This is a genomic window from Endozoicomonas sp. ISHI1 (assembly GCF_024606225.1).
GTDB lineage: Bacteria > Pseudomonadota > Gammaproteobacteria > Pseudomonadales > Endozoicomonadaceae > Endozoicomonas_A.
Genome location: NZ_JAGRPU010000002.1, coordinates 44,830 through 60,280, shown reverse-complemented (window position 1 = coordinate 60,280; position 15,451 = coordinate 44,830). Strand labels below are relative to the sequence as shown.

Annotated in this window: 18 protein-coding genes; 6 read left to right on the top strand and 12 right to left on the bottom strand. The window is 46.4% G+C overall.

Features of this window, described 5'->3' with window-relative positions:
- Positions 1 to 307: 307 nt before the first annotated feature.
- The gene (locus tag KBW69_RS02300; RefSeq protein ID WP_257279780.1) at positions 308 to 1,270 is read left to right on the top strand and encodes a hypothetical protein; all 963 of its coding nucleotides are present in this window, start codon (positions 308 to 310) and stop codon (positions 1,268 to 1,270) included.
- 436 nt (positions 1,271 to 1,706) lie between these two features.
- Positions 1,707 to 2,633, top strand: a complete 927-nt coding sequence (locus KBW69_RS02295; RefSeq protein WP_257279779.1) for a hypothetical protein — start codon at positions 1,707 to 1,709, stop codon at positions 2,631 to 2,633.
- A 107-nt stretch (positions 2,634 to 2,740) separates the two neighbouring features.
- Here the strand turns inward: KBW69_RS02295 and KBW69_RS02290 are convergent, their stop codons facing one another.
- On the bottom strand, positions 2,741 to 2,851 hold the full coding sequence (locus tag KBW69_RS02290) for an alpha-hydroxy-acid oxidizing protein (RefSeq protein WP_257279778.1): 111 nt from the start codon (positions 2,849 to 2,851) through the stop codon (positions 2,741 to 2,743).
- 245 nt (positions 2,852 to 3,096) lie between these two features.
- Here KBW69_RS02290 and KBW69_RS02285 point away from each other — a divergent pair, with 245 nt between their 5' ends.
- On the top strand, positions 3,097 to 4,011 hold the full coding sequence (locus tag KBW69_RS02285) for a hypothetical protein (RefSeq protein WP_257274475.1): 915 nt from the start codon (positions 3,097 to 3,099) through the stop codon (positions 4,009 to 4,011).
- Positions 4,012 to 4,045: 34 nt separating this feature from the next.
- Here KBW69_RS02285 and KBW69_RS02280 read toward each other — a convergent pair whose 3' ends face one another.
- Positions 4,046 to 5,218, bottom strand: coding sequence for an alpha-hydroxy acid oxidase (locus KBW69_RS02280; protein WP_257279777.1), 1,173 nt, complete (start codon positions 5,216 to 5,218; stop codon positions 4,046 to 4,048).
- A gap of 372 nt (positions 5,219 to 5,590) precedes the next feature.
- On the opposite strand from KBW69_RS02280, the gene KBW69_RS02275 reads away from it, so the two are divergent.
- Together KBW69_RS02275 and KBW69_RS02270 are read left to right on the top strand one after the other, a co-directional pair.
- On the top strand, positions 5,591 to 6,079 hold the full coding sequence (locus KBW69_RS02275) for a DUF3429 domain-containing protein (RefSeq protein WP_257279776.1): 489 nt from the start codon (positions 5,591 to 5,593) through the stop codon (positions 6,077 to 6,079).
- Positions 6,080 to 6,123: 44 nt separating this feature from the next.
- Positions 6,124 to 6,378 carry a DUF3081 domain-containing protein gene (locus KBW69_RS02270; RefSeq protein WP_257279775.1) on the top strand — a complete coding sequence of 85 codons (255 nt, stop codon included), beginning with the start codon at positions 6,124 to 6,126 and terminating at the stop codon, positions 6,376 to 6,378.
- A 96-nt stretch (positions 6,379 to 6,474) separates the two neighbouring features.
- Here the strand turns inward: KBW69_RS02270 and KBW69_RS02265 are convergent, their stop codons facing one another.
- The 3 genes from KBW69_RS02265 to KBW69_RS02255 all read right to left on the bottom strand — a co-directional run bounded on the left by KBW69_RS02265 (position 6,475) and on the right by KBW69_RS02255 (position 8,900).
- A complete protein-coding gene (locus KBW69_RS02265; RefSeq protein ID WP_257279774.1) occupies positions 6,475 to 7,491 on the bottom strand; it encodes a low specificity L-threonine aldolase in 1,017 nt (338 codons plus the stop codon).
- Between the two features lie 150 nt (positions 7,492 to 7,641).
- Positions 7,642 to 8,469, bottom strand: coding sequence for a hypothetical protein (locus KBW69_RS02260; RefSeq protein ID WP_257274481.1), 828 nt, complete (start codon positions 8,467 to 8,469; stop codon positions 7,642 to 7,644).
- 110 nt (positions 8,470 to 8,579) lie between these two features.
- Complete coding sequence (locus tag KBW69_RS02255) at positions 8,580 to 8,900, bottom strand: hypothetical protein (RefSeq protein WP_257274482.1); 321 nt, start codon at positions 8,898 to 8,900, stop codon at positions 8,580 to 8,582.
- A gap of 115 nt (positions 8,901 to 9,015) precedes the next feature.
- Here KBW69_RS02255 and KBW69_RS02250 point away from each other — a divergent pair, with 115 nt between their 5' ends.
- Positions 9,016 to 10,278, top strand: a complete 1,263-nt coding sequence (locus KBW69_RS02250; protein ID WP_257274483.1) for a DNA polymerase IV — start codon at positions 9,016 to 9,018, stop codon at positions 10,276 to 10,278.
- Between the two features lie 24 nt (positions 10,279 to 10,302).
- Here KBW69_RS02250 and sctU read toward each other — a convergent pair whose 3' ends face one another.
- From sctU to KBW69_RS02215, 7 genes are read right to left on the bottom strand one after another with little or no spacing between them, the layout of a single operon-like run.
- On the bottom strand, positions 10,303 to 11,358 hold the full coding sequence (sctU, locus tag KBW69_RS02245; RefSeq protein ID WP_257255317.1) for a type III secretion system export apparatus subunit SctU: 1,056 nt from the start codon (positions 11,356 to 11,358) through the stop codon (positions 10,303 to 10,305).
- Positions 11,355 to 12,146, bottom strand: coding sequence for a type III secretion system export apparatus subunit SctT (sctT, locus tag KBW69_RS02240; RefSeq protein ID WP_257255318.1), 792 nt, complete (start codon positions 12,144 to 12,146; stop codon positions 11,355 to 11,357). Before sctT ends, sctU begins: the two co-directional genes overlap by 4 nt.
- A 14-nt stretch (positions 12,147 to 12,160) precedes the next feature.
- The gene (gene sctS, locus KBW69_RS02235) at positions 12,161 to 12,424 is read right to left on the bottom strand and encodes a type III secretion system export apparatus subunit SctS (RefSeq protein ID WP_257255319.1); all 264 of its coding nucleotides are present in this window, start codon (positions 12,422 to 12,424) and stop codon (positions 12,161 to 12,163) included.
- 21 nt (positions 12,425 to 12,445) lie between these two features.
- On the bottom strand, positions 12,446 to 13,105 hold the full coding sequence (gene sctR / locus KBW69_RS02230) for a type III secretion system export apparatus subunit SctR (RefSeq protein WP_257255320.1): 660 nt from the start codon (positions 13,103 to 13,105) through the stop codon (positions 12,446 to 12,448).
- 37 nt (positions 13,106 to 13,142) lie between these two features.
- Entirely contained in the window at positions 13,143 to 14,168 is a 1,026-nt protein-coding gene (sctQ, locus tag KBW69_RS02225; RefSeq protein WP_257255321.1) for a type III secretion system cytoplasmic ring protein SctQ, read from the bottom strand.
- An 18-nt stretch (positions 14,169 to 14,186) separates the two neighbouring features.
- Positions 14,187 to 14,960, bottom strand: coding sequence for a type III secretion HpaP family protein (locus tag KBW69_RS02220; RefSeq protein ID WP_257279773.1), 774 nt, complete (start codon positions 14,958 to 14,960; stop codon positions 14,187 to 14,189).
- A gap of 27 nt (positions 14,961 to 14,987) precedes the next feature.
- A complete protein-coding gene (locus KBW69_RS02215; protein WP_257255323.1) occupies positions 14,988 to 15,449 on the bottom strand; it encodes a type III secretion protein in 462 nt (153 codons plus the stop codon).
- Between the last annotated feature and the right edge of the window lie 2 nt (positions 15,450 to 15,451).

Genomic DNA, 15,451 nt, shown 5'->3' with positions numbered 1-15,451 from the left:
CCAATGACATGGGATGCTTCAGTATCTCTGTGATTCATCTTTCAATAGCATCGCAATTCTTTGTATATATTTTTTTGCAAGAGCGAAGCTATCCATCCAAAAAGAAATAATAAGCAGGAAATTCAATGAAATTAATTGTGGTTTCAGGCTCACAAACGTCAATGAAAACTGTTTATCTTAAAATGCTGGAAGAAGGTTACTCCTCATTAAATTTAGTAACGGCGTTATTATCGTTAAGGCTCCCGGAGCTATCACTCTAATGAAACGCTAGCTCTAAACAAGTGTACAAAACGGGAGGCTAGATGACATGGTAACAAATATTATCATAGCAGTATCAGTAGTATATCTTTATCATTGTTTTTTTGGATTGGTACCAGATAATCAACCAAAAAAGACTGAGACGGAGTTGGAAGTGGATCAATTTACGCAGCAACCTTTGCCTCAATCATTGCCTCAACTTATAAATAGAGGGGCAGGCATAGAAACACTGTATCGAACTTCCAGCTTAGAAAAAACAATCATCAAAGAGCTGGAGCATTCAGATGGGGAAACTTTTCCTGAAGACTATGAGTACAGATTATTCACTTTAAGTAGGGGGAGTATAAATATTAATGCTCTTTCTGAAGATGAACTGGATGAGATAAATAAAATCTTTTCCGTAATAAAAGACCAAATGATTGAGTTATCAATAGGTGATCCTAATCTTAATCAGGAACTAATAAAAGCTGCTGATATTGAGGCTGTATATGTGTATTCTTTTAGCCACAAAGCGGCTACTCTCAAATGCCTTACATCGAACGATATTTGCCAACCTGCTGATACCCAACACTCAACGCTTAATGCCGAACGCACAGCTCAAAGCAATGATGAAAGCTCAATGTTGGATGATTATAAAAACATGTTTTCATCCGAATGGATTCTTGAACAATCCGAAGCGAGGCTGGCAGGCTATCGGGAATCAACTCCCGCATTATACCTTGTTGGGGCAGACTTTAACGAGAAAAAAATATTACAGAAACAAATTTCTGATTTTATATCGCTGACCAGACTCATTAATAAAAATGAAGCATTTCCCACTATGGGCTTCAGAGCTGTATTAGTAATGACAGGTTCTAGTAAGAAGAATATTTATATTCAAGCTGCCGCAAAAAGCTACACTCTCAAATTTGATGCCGAACAATTATCAAATATGCTTAAAACCATGCCAGGCAAGCAAATATCAAATCTCACAGGGTTGGCTAAAAAACTCAATAAAAAAAATAACCCCTGATAGTTTGATGGTATCACAGGCGTAACTTATCGGGAATGACAGGTGGATTCTGGCCGGAATCGCGGGTTACTCCGGTTCAGCCCTTAAATCGTTTTACAGCTCATCAGTTTCATAACCCGTTCCATTTCATTGCACATCAAGAGCCTTTTCAAGGCTCGCTCTTCCGGCTGCTGCCAAAGCATAAAGATATAGCATCGCCATTCTTTATACATCTCTGTGCAAGAGCGAAGCCATCCATCCACAAATAAATAATAACCAGAGAGTTCAGTGAACTTAATGGTGGTTTTAGGGTCAAAATATCAGTGAAAACTGTTTATCTTAAATCAATGTAGTAAGCCTTTATTTAGTAATGGTGCTATTATCAGTCAGGCTCTCAGAGCTATTACATAATGAAACGTCATCTATAAACAGTTAGACAAAAAAGGAGGTTAGCGAAATGTTATTAAAAGCTGTTGTATTAGTAGGGGCGGCCTATCTTCTTGGTTTTTTTTCAAAAGATGTACCAGATACTCAGACCAAAATGACCGAAACAGGCTTGGAAAATCATCAACCTGTAAATCCTGGGGTAGGCATACAAAAAATGTACCGAACTTCCAGATTAGACAAAACGATCATCAAAGAGCTGATGAATTTAGATGGGCAAACTTTTCCTGAAAACTATGAATCCAGATTGTTCACTTTTAGTAGGGGAAGTATTAACCCTCAGGCTCTTTCTGATGTTGAGCTCGATGAGATCAATCAAACCTTTGCCGCAATAAAACGCAATATGATGGAGTTATTCAGAGGTAAATATGGTATTGATATGGCAAGAGTAGAAGCTTCTGATGTTGAGGCTGTTTATATTTATTCTTTTAGTCACAAAGCCACTACTCTGGAATGCCTGACATCGAACAATATTTGTCAACCCGCTAATTCTCAACCCATAAATGCCAAACATACCACAGAAAGCAATGATAAAGGCTCCGTATTGGGTGATTATAAAAAAATGTTTACATCCGAATGGATATTAAAAAATTCTGAACCGAGAATGAAAGATAGTGTTGATGATGAAGATTATGAGAATGATATTTTTAGTGCGGATTTTACCAGGAAAAAATCATTGTTTGAAAGGATTAGTGGTTTTTTAACACTGTCGAGAATCGTTGAATCAGACGAGAAATTTCCCACTATGGGATTTAGAGCTGTATTTTTAATGACTGATCCAAATAAAGAGAATATTCATATTGTGACTACTGGAAGAAGCTACACTCTTGTTGAGCTTGATGCCGATCAGTTAACAAAACTGTACAAAACACTACCAGGTAAGCAAATATCAAGCTTCACCGGGTTGGCCGAAAATCTTAATAAAAAAAATCAACAATGATAGTTAAACGGTATTGTGGGTGGTGTGAAGCAGGCTTAATTCACCGGGGATGATAGGTGAGTTCTGGTCGGAACCGGAAGTTACTTCGGTTCAACTCTGAATGCTCTTCAACCCATCAGTTTCATACCCCGTTCCATTTCACTGCGCAGATTATCAAGGGCTTTTTCAAGGCTCGTTCTTCCGGCCGCTGCCAAAGCATAAAGATATGGCGTCGCCATTCTTTATACATGTCTGTGCAAGAGCAAAGCCATCCATCCACAAAGAAATAATAACCAGAGAGTTCAGTGAACTTAATGGTGGTTTTAGGGTCTAAACATCAGTGAAAACTGTTTATCTTAAATCAATGTAGCAAGCCTGTTCCTAACTTTATTCAGTAATGGTGCTATTATCAGTCAGGCTCTCAGAGCTATTACTTAATGAAACGTCAGCTATAAACAGTTAGACGAAAAAGGAGGTTAGCGAAATGTTCTTAAAAGCTGCTGCATTAGTAGGAGCGGCATATCTTCTTGGTTTTTTTTCAGAAGATGTACCAGATACTCAGACTAAAACGACCGAAACAGGTTTGGAAGCTCATCAACCTCTAAATCCTGAGGCAGGCATAGGGAAAATATATCGAGCTCAGGGCTTGGAAAAAACGATCATTAAAGAACTGATGTCTTCAGATGGGCAAACGTTTCCTGAAGACTATGAAACCAGATTGTTCTCTTTCAGTAGGGAAAGTATAAATCCTGATGCTCTTTCTGATGCTGAACTGGATAAGATAAATCAAACCTTTGACGCAATAAAACGCTATACGATGGAGTTATTCAGAAGCCCATCTGAACTTGATATAGCAAGAACACAAGCTACTGATATCGAGGCTGTTTATATTTATTCTTTTAGCCACAAAGCCACTACTCTCCAATGTCTGACATCGAACGATATTTGCCAACCCGCTAATGCCCAACTCATAACCAAAAGCAATAGTGAATACTCAGTATTGGATGATTACAAAGAAATGTTTACTTACGATTGGATACTTAAAAATTCTAAATTGAGAATGACCGAAAATTTTCGTGATAAAAATCTCAGGGAGGCACTTTCCAGAGAGCATTTTACTAATAAAAAACTATTACTTGAAGGAATTAGCGGTTATTTAAAGATGTCAAGAGCTGCTGTAGAAGGTGAAGCATTGCCCACTATGGGATACAGAGCTGTATTTGTCATTGCAGATCCTGATAAAGATGATATTTATATCCATACTGCTTTAAGAAGCTATACACTTACGCTTGATACCGAGCAGTTAACCAATCTGTTTAAAACAATACCAGGCAAGCAAATATCAAGTTACACAGGGTTGGTCAAAAAACTTAACAAAGAAATTAATAATGATATTTAAACGGTATTATGGATTGTTGTGACTCAGGCTTTACTCAACGGGAATGACAGGTGAATTCCGGCCGGAAGCGGAGGTTACTCCGGTTCAACTCTGAAATCGTTTTACAGCCCATCAGTTTCATATCCCGTTCCATTTCACTGCGCAGATTTTCAAGAGCCTTTTCAACGCCTGCTCTTCCTGCTGCTGCCAAAGCATAAAGATACAGGCGACCTCCTGAGCAGGCTTTGGCTCCCAGCGACAGTGCTTTAAGAACGTGTGTGCCCCTTTGTATCCCCCCGTCGCATATCACATCAATCTGGTCTCCTACGGCATCTACAATTTCTGCCAGTTGATCAAAGGGCGAGCGTGAGCCATCCAGCTGTCGACCGCCATGATTGGAAATCATAATGGCCGCAGCGCCGATATCTACGGCCCTGCGTGCATCTTCAACCGACATGATGCCTTTTAGTGCTAATGGTTTGTCCCAGTAGTGGATAATTTCTTCTGCTGCCTGCCAGTCCATACTCTGATCCAGCATGGTACTGAAGTAGTGACCGACCGACAGGGTAATGCGGGTGCCTTCGCCAACATAGTCCTGAAGTTGAGGCAGCTCAAAGCCACCATGGGAAACGTAATTCAGAACCCAGGACGGATGGCAGGTAAAACTCAGCAGACTCTTAAATGTCAGTTTGGGCGGGATGGTAAAACCGGTGACAAGGTCTCTTTCTCTGTTGCCGCCAACGGCTGTATCCACCGTTAATGCCATAGCATCGAAGTTGGCCGCCTTGCATCGGTCAATCATATTGCGAGTCAGACCCTTATCTTTATGCACGTAGAGCTGGAATAGCTTCGGAGTTTTAATAGTTGAACCAATGTCTTCTATGCTGGTAGTGCCCAGAGAAGACAGGCCAAAAAGAGTGCCATACTGTTCGGCTGCTCTGCCCACAGCCATCTCACCTTCATGGTGAAAGAGACACTGCAGTGCGGTGGGCGATAAGAAGAGAGGGATGTCCAGATCCAAACCCATAACCCGGGTAGAGAGATCAACATGCTCTGCACCTCTCAATACATTGGGCACCAGGTCACAATTGGAGTAGGCCTCAGTATTTCTTCGCAGTGTGGTCTCATCATCCGCAGCACCGTCGATGTAATGAAAAATAGGGGAGGGCAGCCGTCGTCGGGCGAACTCCCTAAAGTCTCTGGTGTTGTGACAGTGTTTCAGACGCATGGCTTCCCGGATCGCCTGCCGTCGGTGACAGGCTGGAGTCGGATCATGAAAAAGGTTCAGCGTCTTATGTATAGCATTGCTTTGGAGCAGATCAACAGGAAACCGGCATATGGCCTGATCCAGTTGACCTGACTATTCGTACAGGAAAAGATGATTGTACTTTCGATCGTGGTGGTTTCTGGCTGACCTCTTACTAGCAGCCTGTCGGACTTAAGGCTGTCCTGCTGCGGTTGCAATAAATTGGTCTAAAAATTCCTGCTTCTTCGTCAAATAGCTCGCTATTCTCCTCAGAAGCAGAAATTTTTATCCCCAATTTCTTGCAATCCTCGCTACGGACGCTTAAGTCCGACAGGCTGCTAGTGAGACAAGACGATGAGACAAAAGGCTGAACAGATGGAGAAACCAGTGAATTTTTTTCAACGACTCATGTACTGGCTTGCCTGTCTTGGGATAACGCCTTTTGTTATTTCACTGTATCTATCCATCAGGGGCCAGTTTCTGTTTGGTAACAGTGGGGAGCATCTGTTTATTGTTTACTCTGTCATTATCTGCTGCTTTATGGCTGGTTCTTTATGGGGACAGGCTGCCTACACTGAGAATCGATCCGGAAACGTTATTAAAGTGCTGGCCAGTAATGTCATTGCACTCTGGGTATTTGGAGGGCTTATGGCAGGGCTGGCGGATGGTCAGATGCTGGTGCTTCTTGCCATTGGCTATCTGGCAACCCTGATTATTGAGTGCGTTCATACAGAACCTCTGGCCGATGGGCGTGTAATGTCTTACCTGTCCATGAGAGCCATCGTCACCCTGGTGGTGTTTATATTGCACTGTTTTCTCTTTGCCTCCCTGACAATGACGTAAGCAGGGAGTCTTGATTTTTTGGGTTTGCCTTAAGGAGTCAGTAAGTGGATCAACATATTGATATTCAAAAGTGTCTTGTGGCATTTGCCCGCATACTGGACGAGGGGGAACAGATCAATGGGGGCTACCTCTTGAAAGGTGTTACCGCCAGTTCACTGGATGATGGTTATACGGTTATTCTGGGCAATAGGGACTGTCAGCTATCAATCTATTTTCATAATAAATTCGCGATTGAATCCGCCAGCCAGAAAAGTACAGATGCCTTCATTAAGCTTCTTTACCGCATTGCCGAGCAATAATTTGCTGTTTGTCTGTTGGCTCTTTGAATATCAAAACCGCCGGACTGGCGGGGTTATTCGGGGGTGTCTGGCCTGTGGAGCGACGGGCGGGGAATGTTAGAAGCTTTCCAAAGCGGCGGCTGCAAAACAGTCTACTTCTTCTTCTGTCGTGTCAAACGACGTCACCATTCGATAGCACTCAGGTCCATTAGGAAAGAAGGCGCTCACTGCCATCAGTCTTGCGGCCAATGCCTTGGGCATGGTGACGAAAAGCTGGTTGGTCTGCACCGGGCAGTAAAGGTTGATATCCGGGTGTTTCAACAGGCCCTCTGCCAGCCTTGCTGCCATCTGATTGGCTTGTTGGGCATTTTTCTGCCAAAGGTGGTCGGTAAAAAGGGCTTTCATCTGGGCTGAAATAAAGCGCATTTTTGAGTGCAGTTGCAGCCCCTGCTTGCGCAAGTGCAGGAAACCATCGGCTGCTTCTTGATGGAAGAACACCAGGGCTTCACCAAACATCAGGCCATTTTTTGTCCCTCCCAGTGACAGAATATCAATGTACTGGCAGAGTTCTGCCGGAGGGCAGTCCATGGCTACAAGGGCATTGTAAATACGACAGCCGTCTACATGCATTAGCATTCCGGTCTCTTCGCAAACAGCCTTGATGGCCGCCAATTCTGACAGAGAGTAAAAAGTGCCCCATTCAGTGGGCTGGGTGATTGAGACCAGCTTTGGACGGGTAGCATGAGGCCCCCAGTAAGTTTCCTGCTCGTAGGCGGCCCGGATCTGCTTCGGAGTGATTTTGCCATGCACTGCAGGCAGCGTAATGAACTTGCTGCCGGTAGCATTAGCCGCTGCACCGGCTTCATGAGTAAAGATATGTGCACTATCAGGACAGATAATACTATCAATACTACGCAGCACCGACTTGCAGGCCAGAGTGTTGGCGGCAGTGCCGTTGTAGACGTAGTAAATGTCACATTCACGACCCAGAGTGGCCTTGATCAGGGCGTCGGCTTCCTGAGTCAACGAATCGCCCCCATAGGAAGGCGTATGACCCTGGTTGGCTTCAGCCAGTGCGTACATGATTTCAGGGCTGACGCCTGAACAGTTGTCACTGCAGAAATGCTTGTCCATGGGTTGTGTTCTGTTCCCGTGATTTAAAGTCAGTGAGTTTAGCCGGAACCAGAACAATGCCCAAGGGGTATGGCGTCGTTAAAGCGATCTGTGTGCCGGTCAGGCAAAAAAAAGCCAGGAGTGCGTCCTGGCAAGGAGGAATGTTCTCGATTATTTCAAGCGGTTGGCTTTGGCGTTCTGCCTGCTCTGGCTTTTCACAGGACGGTCCTTTTCAAAGTCCTGTCTCAGATACAGCTTGGTAAAGGCGTGGCTGGCAAACTCTCGTTGAGTAAAATCGCGAATGGCTTTCTTCTCGCCCTTGGATCGGGTGTGCTTGGGCTGTGCCAGCCGTCTGGTCGTTTCAGGGTTAACCTTGCCGCATTTGTCTCGGGTTACAGGTGCTTTCAGGTCATCCTCATATTTCTGTTTGGCATCGCTCAGTGCTTTTTGTCTGGCCAGAAAATCTGAAGAGAGTGCTTTCTGTTTTATTTTCGGCCTGCGCTCATCTTTATCACCGAAAACCACCGTGCGAATGTTTTTTTGATAACGGTCAGCAACTTCTGCCCCCGGAGTATTGAAGGGGATGGGGTGAGGCCTGGAAAGAGCCGCCATGAAGGCATGCCCCGGCTTTTTCTCTGGCCTGGCCACTGGACGAGGGATGCGTGATGGCGCTCTCATCAGTTGCTCTTTCACGGACTGCTCTTTTACGGAAACAGCGGCATCAGTAACGGCTACCTGCCTGTCGCCAATATCCGTTTCATCCCAATCCCATTCGAAGAGAAGGTCGTTCTCATTAAGTTCATGCATGTCGGCTATATAGTTTCTCGCCATGGAGCTGACTTCACTGGCACCCCAATAGAGTGTGGATACCGCTCTGGAGGCACCATTGTACAACCAGGTTTTAGCCTGCTCTTTGCCCTCTGAAAATGCGTTGAGAGCCAGTTGTAGTGCATTGCTTGTTGTATTGACTGGTGAGTGGGGGGTCATACATGAGTACATGGGCAACTCCTTTCTATCCTTGAATGCTGTTGTTGTTTTTTATGGTCAGCTTAGCCTTCTTTTAAAGGCTGTTTAATGACAACCCGGTTAGTTGGCCTAACGGTTTTTCTTCAGAATATGCAGTCCACTGCCTGAAGGTTATCTCCATGGTGCATAACCTGCAAAGCAGGTGTTTCCGTACTGATGTGGGCAACAGCCATCCGGGCATCGAAATGACTTACGTAGATCGTAGTGCGGTATCTGACCGCCAGAACAGCTTCGTTGAATCCGAAAAAGCTGAACAGTGTCAGTACGATTTGAAAGGTGATCCTTGTGCGTTTGAACATGGCTACTTCCCCGTGTGAACCAATGTAGAGCTGATCGTACGAGATGCAGACAAGGGGTTGCATAACATCTCTGTCAGCAATGCTGACGAAATCGGAAGACATCATAAAATCGCACTCATTTGTCTCAATTCATCCGCTCATGCACCTATTTCCGGGGCGATAAAAAAAATCAATCAAAGAGGGACTTGTCTGAAAGCTTCAGGTGAATAATACTGTATAAATGAACAGTATTCTTGTAAAAGACAAGCCTTGGCCCCGAATGATTGCGCTGGTGGATATGAATGCCTTTTTTGCCTCCATTGAGCAGCTGGACCGGCCTCAATGGCACCAAAAGCCGGTGTGTGTCACCAATGGCCGAACAGGGACTTGCATCATCACCGCCTCCTACGAGGCACGGGCCCGGGGCATCAAAACCGGCATGAGGTTACGTGAGGCCAGAGGTTTGGCGCCTGATCTTATCCAGGCGCCTTCGCGGCCTTATCGTTATGCTCAGATTTCCTCCAGCATCATGTCAGCTCTGGAAAACATCACTCCGGAAATAGAAGTCTTCTCGGTGGACGAGGCTTTTCTCGATCTGACCGACTGTCAGGCACTCTATGACTGCCCGGTGGCCGAGGTGGGCCGAAGGATCAAGGCCTGTGTTTTTGAGGCTTCCGGCCTGTTGTGTTCAGTGGGTATCAGTGGTGACAAGACCACAGCCAAGTGGGCAGCCAAGCAACAGAAGCCTGACGGACTGACCGTTGTCCACCCCTATCAGGCTCGTGAAACCCTGTCGGATGCTCTGGTCACTGATCTGTGTGGCGTCGGTTCAGGTATTGGGCGTTACCTGGCTCAGTACGGTGTGCGTCGTTGCGGTGATATGCAGAAAGTGCCCATTAGCGTGCTGGGCAAGCGTTTTGGTAATCTGGGCAAACGCATCTGGCTGATGGCCCAGGGCATGGACCCGGAGCCACTGCATAAAGAGGTAGGCGTGCCCCAGAGTATCGGGCACGGTAAGGTGATTCCGCCCAATACCCGGGATAAAACCATCCTGAGAACCTATCTGCTGCATATGTGTGAAAAGGTGGCCGCTCGTCTCAGACGTTATGACTTTGAAGCCCGGTTGTTTGCCATTGGCGTGAATACGCCCGGAGGCTGGGTCAGCAAAAAGCTGAAGACGACAACCCCAACATCCGATGGCGATCTGATCATGGCACTGGCAGACTTTTTCCTGGATGTCTACTGGGATGAAGGAGAGAGAAGCCGGGGAGTGCATCAGGTACACGTCGGAGCCCTGGACCCGCGACCCAAACATGGGCAAGGAGAACTGTTCAAGGAAGAGGATATTAAAAAGGAAAAACTACTGGCGACCATTGATGAGATCAACCATCGTTACGGCGAGTTCGCCCTGTGTAAGGCTCCCTTGCTGAACCGCTCGGAAATGCCCAATGTCATTTCACCGGCCTGGCGGCCAGTGGGGCCCAGAAATACTCTGGAGAGTTGAGCAGAGGTTTTGCATTGTTCAACCTTAAGAGTCGTCTGAGAGGCCCTGTTTTTCCTTGAGGTCTTCTACCCATCGGAATACTTCTGCCACCGGTTCAATCAAATCGCTGGGGATGAAACTGGCAATGTCCGTATCAAACAGGGCGTGGGCCAGGGGGACATTCTCCATAACGGGGATGCCTTCTTTATCGGCAATTTTCACAATAAAGCGTGCACGTCCACCCCGGCCTTTAACCGTCACCACGGGCAGTGGTGTCACATCCTGTTTATAGTGCAGGCCGATGGCCAGGTGAGTCGGGTTTTTGATAACAACGTCTGATTTCTTGGTGTTTTCTGCTTCGTTGAGAATTTCCTGGTGAATTTCTTTTCGTTTACCCTTGATTTCAGGGCTACCTTCCATCTCTTTGTGTTCGCGTTTGACTTCATCCTTGGACATTTTATTTTCTTTGGTGAACTGTTGCTTCTCGAAAAGATAGTCCAGCACCGAGATCACTAAGAAAGCCGCAATGGCGTAGATCATCAGTTTTTTCATCAAAACCCCGACGACAGGGAGGATACAGTCATTACCACAGTAAGGGAGGTTGACCATATCAGCGAGGCTGTTTTTGATGACGAAGTAAACAACGATGGAAAGAAACACAATCTTGATAACGGACTTGAAGAATTCCACCAGATTTTTGATGGCAAAGATGCGCTTGAATCCGGCAATGGGACTGATCTTTTTCAGGTCGGGTTTTACCGATTCACCGGCCAGCAGAAAGCCAAACTGCATAATGTTGCCTATGATGGCAGACAGCATGGATACCATAACCAGGGGTAACAGTAGCTCAATGGATTTATCAAGAATGCCCCGGGTGACAATCTTGAAAGCGTCCTGAAAGTTTTCGTTATAAACCGTTGCGGGAAGGATCACCATTTCCTGAATGGTGTTGAGATAGGTATCGCTCATAAACCAGAGGGTGCAGACCACGGCGATAATGCCAAAGGTGCTGGATACTTCTTTACTCTTGGCGACCTGACCTTTTTTTCGGGCGTCACGCAGTTTTTTTGGTGTAGGTTTCTCTGTCTTTTCAGCACTCATTTCCAGAGCTCTCCCACGGTTTTAAAAATCATGGGAATGCTTTCGTCATGTTTTTTGGCCAGTTGTAGAATCGTGCTGACGTAAACCACCAGGATGGCTGCCGCGACACCGGATTTGATCGGCATGGCCAGAATAAATACGTTCAGCTGAGGGGCTGAGCGGCTGATCAGGGCGATGCCAAATTCTGTGATAAACATGGAGATAATGACGGGGGCAGAAAGCCACATGGCCAGTCCAATAATCAGGTTGAACTGATTCAGGAAAAAAGTAGTGGCTTCAGGGTTCAGTCTGGGATAGAAACTGAACACAGGCCATACGTCATAGCTGATGAACAGACTTTGCAGCAACAGCAGAAATAAGCCACTGACCATGAAAATAGCGGTAAAAGCCTGAGAGAACAAGACACCCATGGGTGATGTTTCCGCACCCGACAGAGGATTCAGGGCGCTGGCCATGGAAGCCCCCCGTTGGTTATCAATGAAGAACCCCGCTGACTCCAGTGCCCAGAATGGAATGGTGATACAAAACCCGATAATGGCCCCTATAAAAGCTTCTTTAAGAACAAATCCGGCCGTAGCATAAATGGTGAGGGCTTCATCGGGTTTGTGTTCTGCCAGCATAGGATGGAGAAACAGGACCATGCAGGCGCAAATGCCATTTCGCATCATGGCGCCACCCAGCATGCGTTTGTGCAGGAAAGGGATCAGAGTGAACAGGGCAACAATTCTGGGCATGCCCATGGTAAATACATAAAACCACTCTTTTAGCTCATCTATTGGGATGACCATGGCGGATTACCCGGTTATAGGTCCGGTATTTTGTTCATGATGGCCAGAGAGTAATGATAAATCTCAATGCCCAACCATCGGGCAGTGGCAAAGATGCTGATGATGACGGCAATCAGCTTGAAGGCAAAGGGCAGGGTTTGCTCCTGGATCTGGGTCAGGGCCTGGATCAAACTGATCAGCAGACCTACGCCAGCCGCGGCAATGATCGGAGGCATGGATAAAACCAGAGTCAGCATCAGTGCCTGAGCTGTCAGCTGAATGATGTCCGAATCTACCATGCTCTTTTCCCTTGAGGCTTTCTAGCCATAACTTAATACCAGTCCCTGAATCAAACGGGTCCAACCGTCCAGCAAGACAAACAGGAGCAGTTTGAAAGGCAGGGATATGGTCATGGGAGAGACCATCATCATACCCATGGCCAGCAGGATGTTTGAGACGATCAGGTCGATGACGATGAAAGGCAAATAGAGCAAAAAGCCAATTTGGAACGCCTTGGTCAATTCCGTGATACAAAAAGAGGGCAGCAGCACAATAAAGTCATCCCCCGAGAGTTCCTGCTGGTATTTTTTTGGCCACAGAAGGCGTGCAGACTTCAGAAAGAAGTTACGCTCTTTTTCGTTGGTGTTGTCTTTGAGAAATTGCTTGTAAGGGGCGCTGGCCAGCTTGAAGGATTCGATCCAGGACAGATCCTCAAAATTAATCTTTTCAGGTTCCAGCAATTCATAAGACTGATAGCCTATAGGTGCCATGATGTAGAGTGTCAAAATAATGGCCAGCGCGTTCATGGCAATGTTGGGAGGAATCTGCTGAAGACCGGTGGCGTTTCTGAGAATGGAAAAGACCACCACCAGTTTCAAAAAAGAAGTGCCCATGACTGCCATGAATGGAATCAGCGCCATCAGTGCCAGTGGCACCATCAAATAAAATGGGCTGGTCAAATTCAGTATGCCGCTTTCCATGGCGGGAACCTGCTCTACTGGATGTACTGCCTGGTTATTAGGATTCGGTCTTTCCCGTGAGTTCTGTAATCCGGGCTCCGAGGCGGCCTTCTATTTCCACCAACTGGCATTTACCAATCAGCTGGCCATTGGCTCTGATCTTGACCGGTGCTTCCACAGGGTTACTGAGCTGGAAAACATACCCAGGCGTCAGGCTTTGCAATTCTGCGAATGTCAGCTGTTGTTCGCCCACTTCGAACATCAGCATCACGGGCAAATCATGAAGATCAATAGGGGTAGCAGGTGCCTGCGGAGCTTCGCCTTCTGGCATAGGCTCTTCATGCTCTGTGTACCCTTGGGCAGAATAATCTTCCATCGGCTGAAGCCTCTGTGAAATAGTGAGCCGGGTATCCTCAAGAGTGCCGAGAAACGCAGCATTCTGTTTGATTTTTACAATCACCTCTGAGTGACTGACATATTTTTCCAGAAAAACAATGTCGCCTTCTTCCAGATCATTGAGTTCACTGCGGTTCAGTGAGGTACTGCCTTTTTGCAGGGATACCCATAAAGGTATATCGGGCAGTGAGATAGATTGATGAGGTGGAATTGACTTCAACAGGTTCTCTATCACCTCGGAATACTCAATCTGAATGCTGGAACGGATGCTCCCGGCTTCAAGATCCACTGCAATTAAAGGGGCGTCTGTTTGCTCGGCAGGTTTGAGATGAGTGAGTGTGACAGACTGACCCAGCATCTGGCCCAAAAAATTAAACAAGGGGGTCAGGCTGCTCGAAATAGCCGCTTCACGAAGACTTTCAGGCAGTTTTTTAATGATTTGATGGTCGAGCTTTTTGGGCAAAAGAAAATCCAGAACCTGATGGCCCAGATAGAGTTTGTTGGGGTAGCCAGCCAGTTCTATATCGGCCTGCCAGCTGGAGGTCTGGTGATCAAGACCGGCAAGAGAGACAGTGAATTCGATACCGTTCAGTTGAATCTGGTAGCGGGTTTTGCGACGACACAGGAGCTGCCCCAACTGAAGCTCGGTTGCTGATATTGATTCAAACTTCAGTGGTATTGGTTCCATCAGTGTTTATCCGTTCTCTCAGGAATCATCGTTTTCCTGTTCTTCTTCACCCACGTACTCCTGCCGGGAACGCCCCTCACTCTGTTCGCCACCTCCGCCAGACAGGTTGATGTTGACCTGAACTTTTTCACCCAGCTTTTCGAGATTCTTCATCAAGCTGGCTTCATTGGCTTGCAGAAAGTTGTGGGAGTCTGCTGAAGAGGTATTCATGGTCACTTGCAGTTCACCAGAGACTCTCTGAATACGGATTTCGGTGCCCGGCAGAATATTGTCTTTCAGAGTGATTCGAACTTCGGCTCCTTCGATAGCGTCTTTTGAAGACACCATGATTTTATCAACCAGCTTGTTGATGACTTCATTGATTTCTTTGGGGCCACTGACGGCCTGAATGTTTTTCAATTGAACTTCAGAGGCCTGCTGGGTTTCCCTAACCTGACCGATCACATGCTCAGTGCCGTCACGCAGAGACTGCATGGCACCCTCTTCCAGACCTTTTTGACCTTCCTGACCTTTTTGACCTTCCTGACCTTCACGGCCACCGCCCTGGTCTTTGAACTTGCCTTCCAGAGCTTCCTTGGCACTTTTTCTGCGCTCTGCCATCAGGCTTTCAAGGCTTTGATCGCCCTTGGATTCCCCTTTGGTACTTTTCGGATCTTCTTTCTTTTTCATTTTTTTGGAAAAGTCAGAAGCCTGATCCTCAGACACTTTCTGGCTCTGATTCTGGCTCTGATTTTGAGCGGGCTGGTTGTTGCTATTCTGCTGAACATTCTGATTAGAGTGTGTGGGCTGCATGGTTGGCCTCCTTGCGATCTGTGCACCCTAGAATTTCGGACGAACAGTAAATTCTTCCATTTCCAGATCTTCGAGGCGAGCGGCTTCCTTTGCGGCTTCCTCGTCCTGAGCTTTGGTAAACTCTTCAAACTTTTCCACAGCCTGCATGGCTTTCGCATGATCTTCACGGGCCTGCTCAAGCTGTTCTTTGGCCTTTTCGACATTCTGTCTGGCTTCGTTGATGGCCTGTTCCAGCAGAACATCCTTTTCACGCATCTGGGCTACCTTGGCTTTTAGCTGATCCAGTTCATTCTGCTTCACCGCAGTATTGATAATGTTATCGTAGAGCCTTTCTTCTTCTTTACAGCGCCAGTCAATGTACTCTTCCAGTTCCTGCTCTTTGTTTTTGACTTCCAGCTGAGCCTGCTCCAGACGATATTCACACTTGCGAACTTCGTCCTGAGCAGACTTTTCCCGAATCTGCTTAACCTTGAGAAGTTCGTGCAGCATTC

What these genes read in the sequence shown, in the direction of transcription:
- KBW69_RS02300 (WP_257279780.1), top strand. Translation starts at nt 308, where the DNA reads ATGGTAACAAATATTATCATAGCAGTATCAGTAGTATATCTTTATCAT.
- KBW69_RS02295 (WP_257279779.1), top strand. Translation starts at nt 1,707, where the DNA reads ATGTTATTAAAAGCTGTTGTATTAGTAGGGGCGGCCTATCTTCTTGGT.
- KBW69_RS02290 (WP_257279778.1), bottom strand. Translation starts at nt 2,851, where the DNA reads ATGGCGACGCCATATCTTTATGCTTTGGCAGCGGCCGGAAGAACGAGC.
- KBW69_RS02285 (WP_257274475.1), top strand. Translation starts at nt 3,097, where the DNA reads ATGTTCTTAAAAGCTGCTGCATTAGTAGGAGCGGCATATCTTCTTGGT.
- KBW69_RS02280 (WP_257279777.1), bottom strand. Translation starts at nt 5,218, where the DNA reads ATGCGTCTGAAACACTGTCACAACACCAGAGACTTTAGGGAGTTCGCC.
- KBW69_RS02275 (WP_257279776.1), top strand. Translation starts at nt 5,591, where the DNA reads ATGAGACAAAAGGCTGAACAGATGGAGAAACCAGTGAATTTTTTTCAA.
- KBW69_RS02265 (WP_257279774.1), bottom strand. Translation starts at nt 7,491, where the DNA reads ATGGACAAGCATTTCTGCAGTGACAACTGTTCAGGCGTCAGCCCTGAA.
- KBW69_RS02260 (WP_257274481.1), bottom strand. Translation starts at nt 8,469, where the DNA reads ATGTACTCATGTATGACCCCCCACTCACCAGTCAATACAACAAGCAAT.
- KBW69_RS02255 (WP_257274482.1), bottom strand. Translation starts at nt 8,900, where the DNA reads ATGATGTCTTCCGATTTCGTCAGCATTGCTGACAGAGATGTTATGCAA.
- KBW69_RS02250 (WP_257274483.1), top strand. Translation starts at nt 9,016, where the DNA reads ATGAACAGTATTCTTGTAAAAGACAAGCCTTGGCCCCGAATGATTGCG.
- sctU (WP_257255317.1), bottom strand. Translation starts at nt 11,358, where the DNA reads ATGAGTGCTGAAAAGACAGAGAAACCTACACCAAAAAAACTGCGTGAC.
- sctT (WP_257255318.1), bottom strand. Translation starts at nt 12,146, where the DNA reads ATGGTCATCCCAATAGATGAGCTAAAAGAGTGGTTTTATGTATTTACC.
- sctS (WP_257255319.1), bottom strand. Translation starts at nt 12,424, where the DNA reads ATGGTAGATTCGGACATCATTCAGCTGACAGCTCAGGCACTGATGCTG.
- sctR (WP_257255320.1), bottom strand. Translation starts at nt 13,105, where the DNA reads ATGGAAAGCGGCATACTGAATTTGACCAGCCCATTTTATTTGATGGTG.
- sctQ (WP_257255321.1), bottom strand. Translation starts at nt 14,168, where the DNA reads ATGGAACCAATACCACTGAAGTTTGAATCAATATCAGCAACCGAGCTT.
- KBW69_RS02220 (WP_257279773.1), bottom strand. Translation starts at nt 14,960, where the DNA reads ATGCAGCCCACACACTCTAATCAGAATGTTCAGCAGAATAGCAACAAC.
- KBW69_RS02215 (WP_257255323.1), bottom strand. Translation starts at nt 15,449, where the DNA reads ATGCTGCACGAACTTCTCAAGGTTAAGCAGATTCGGGAAAAGTCTGCT.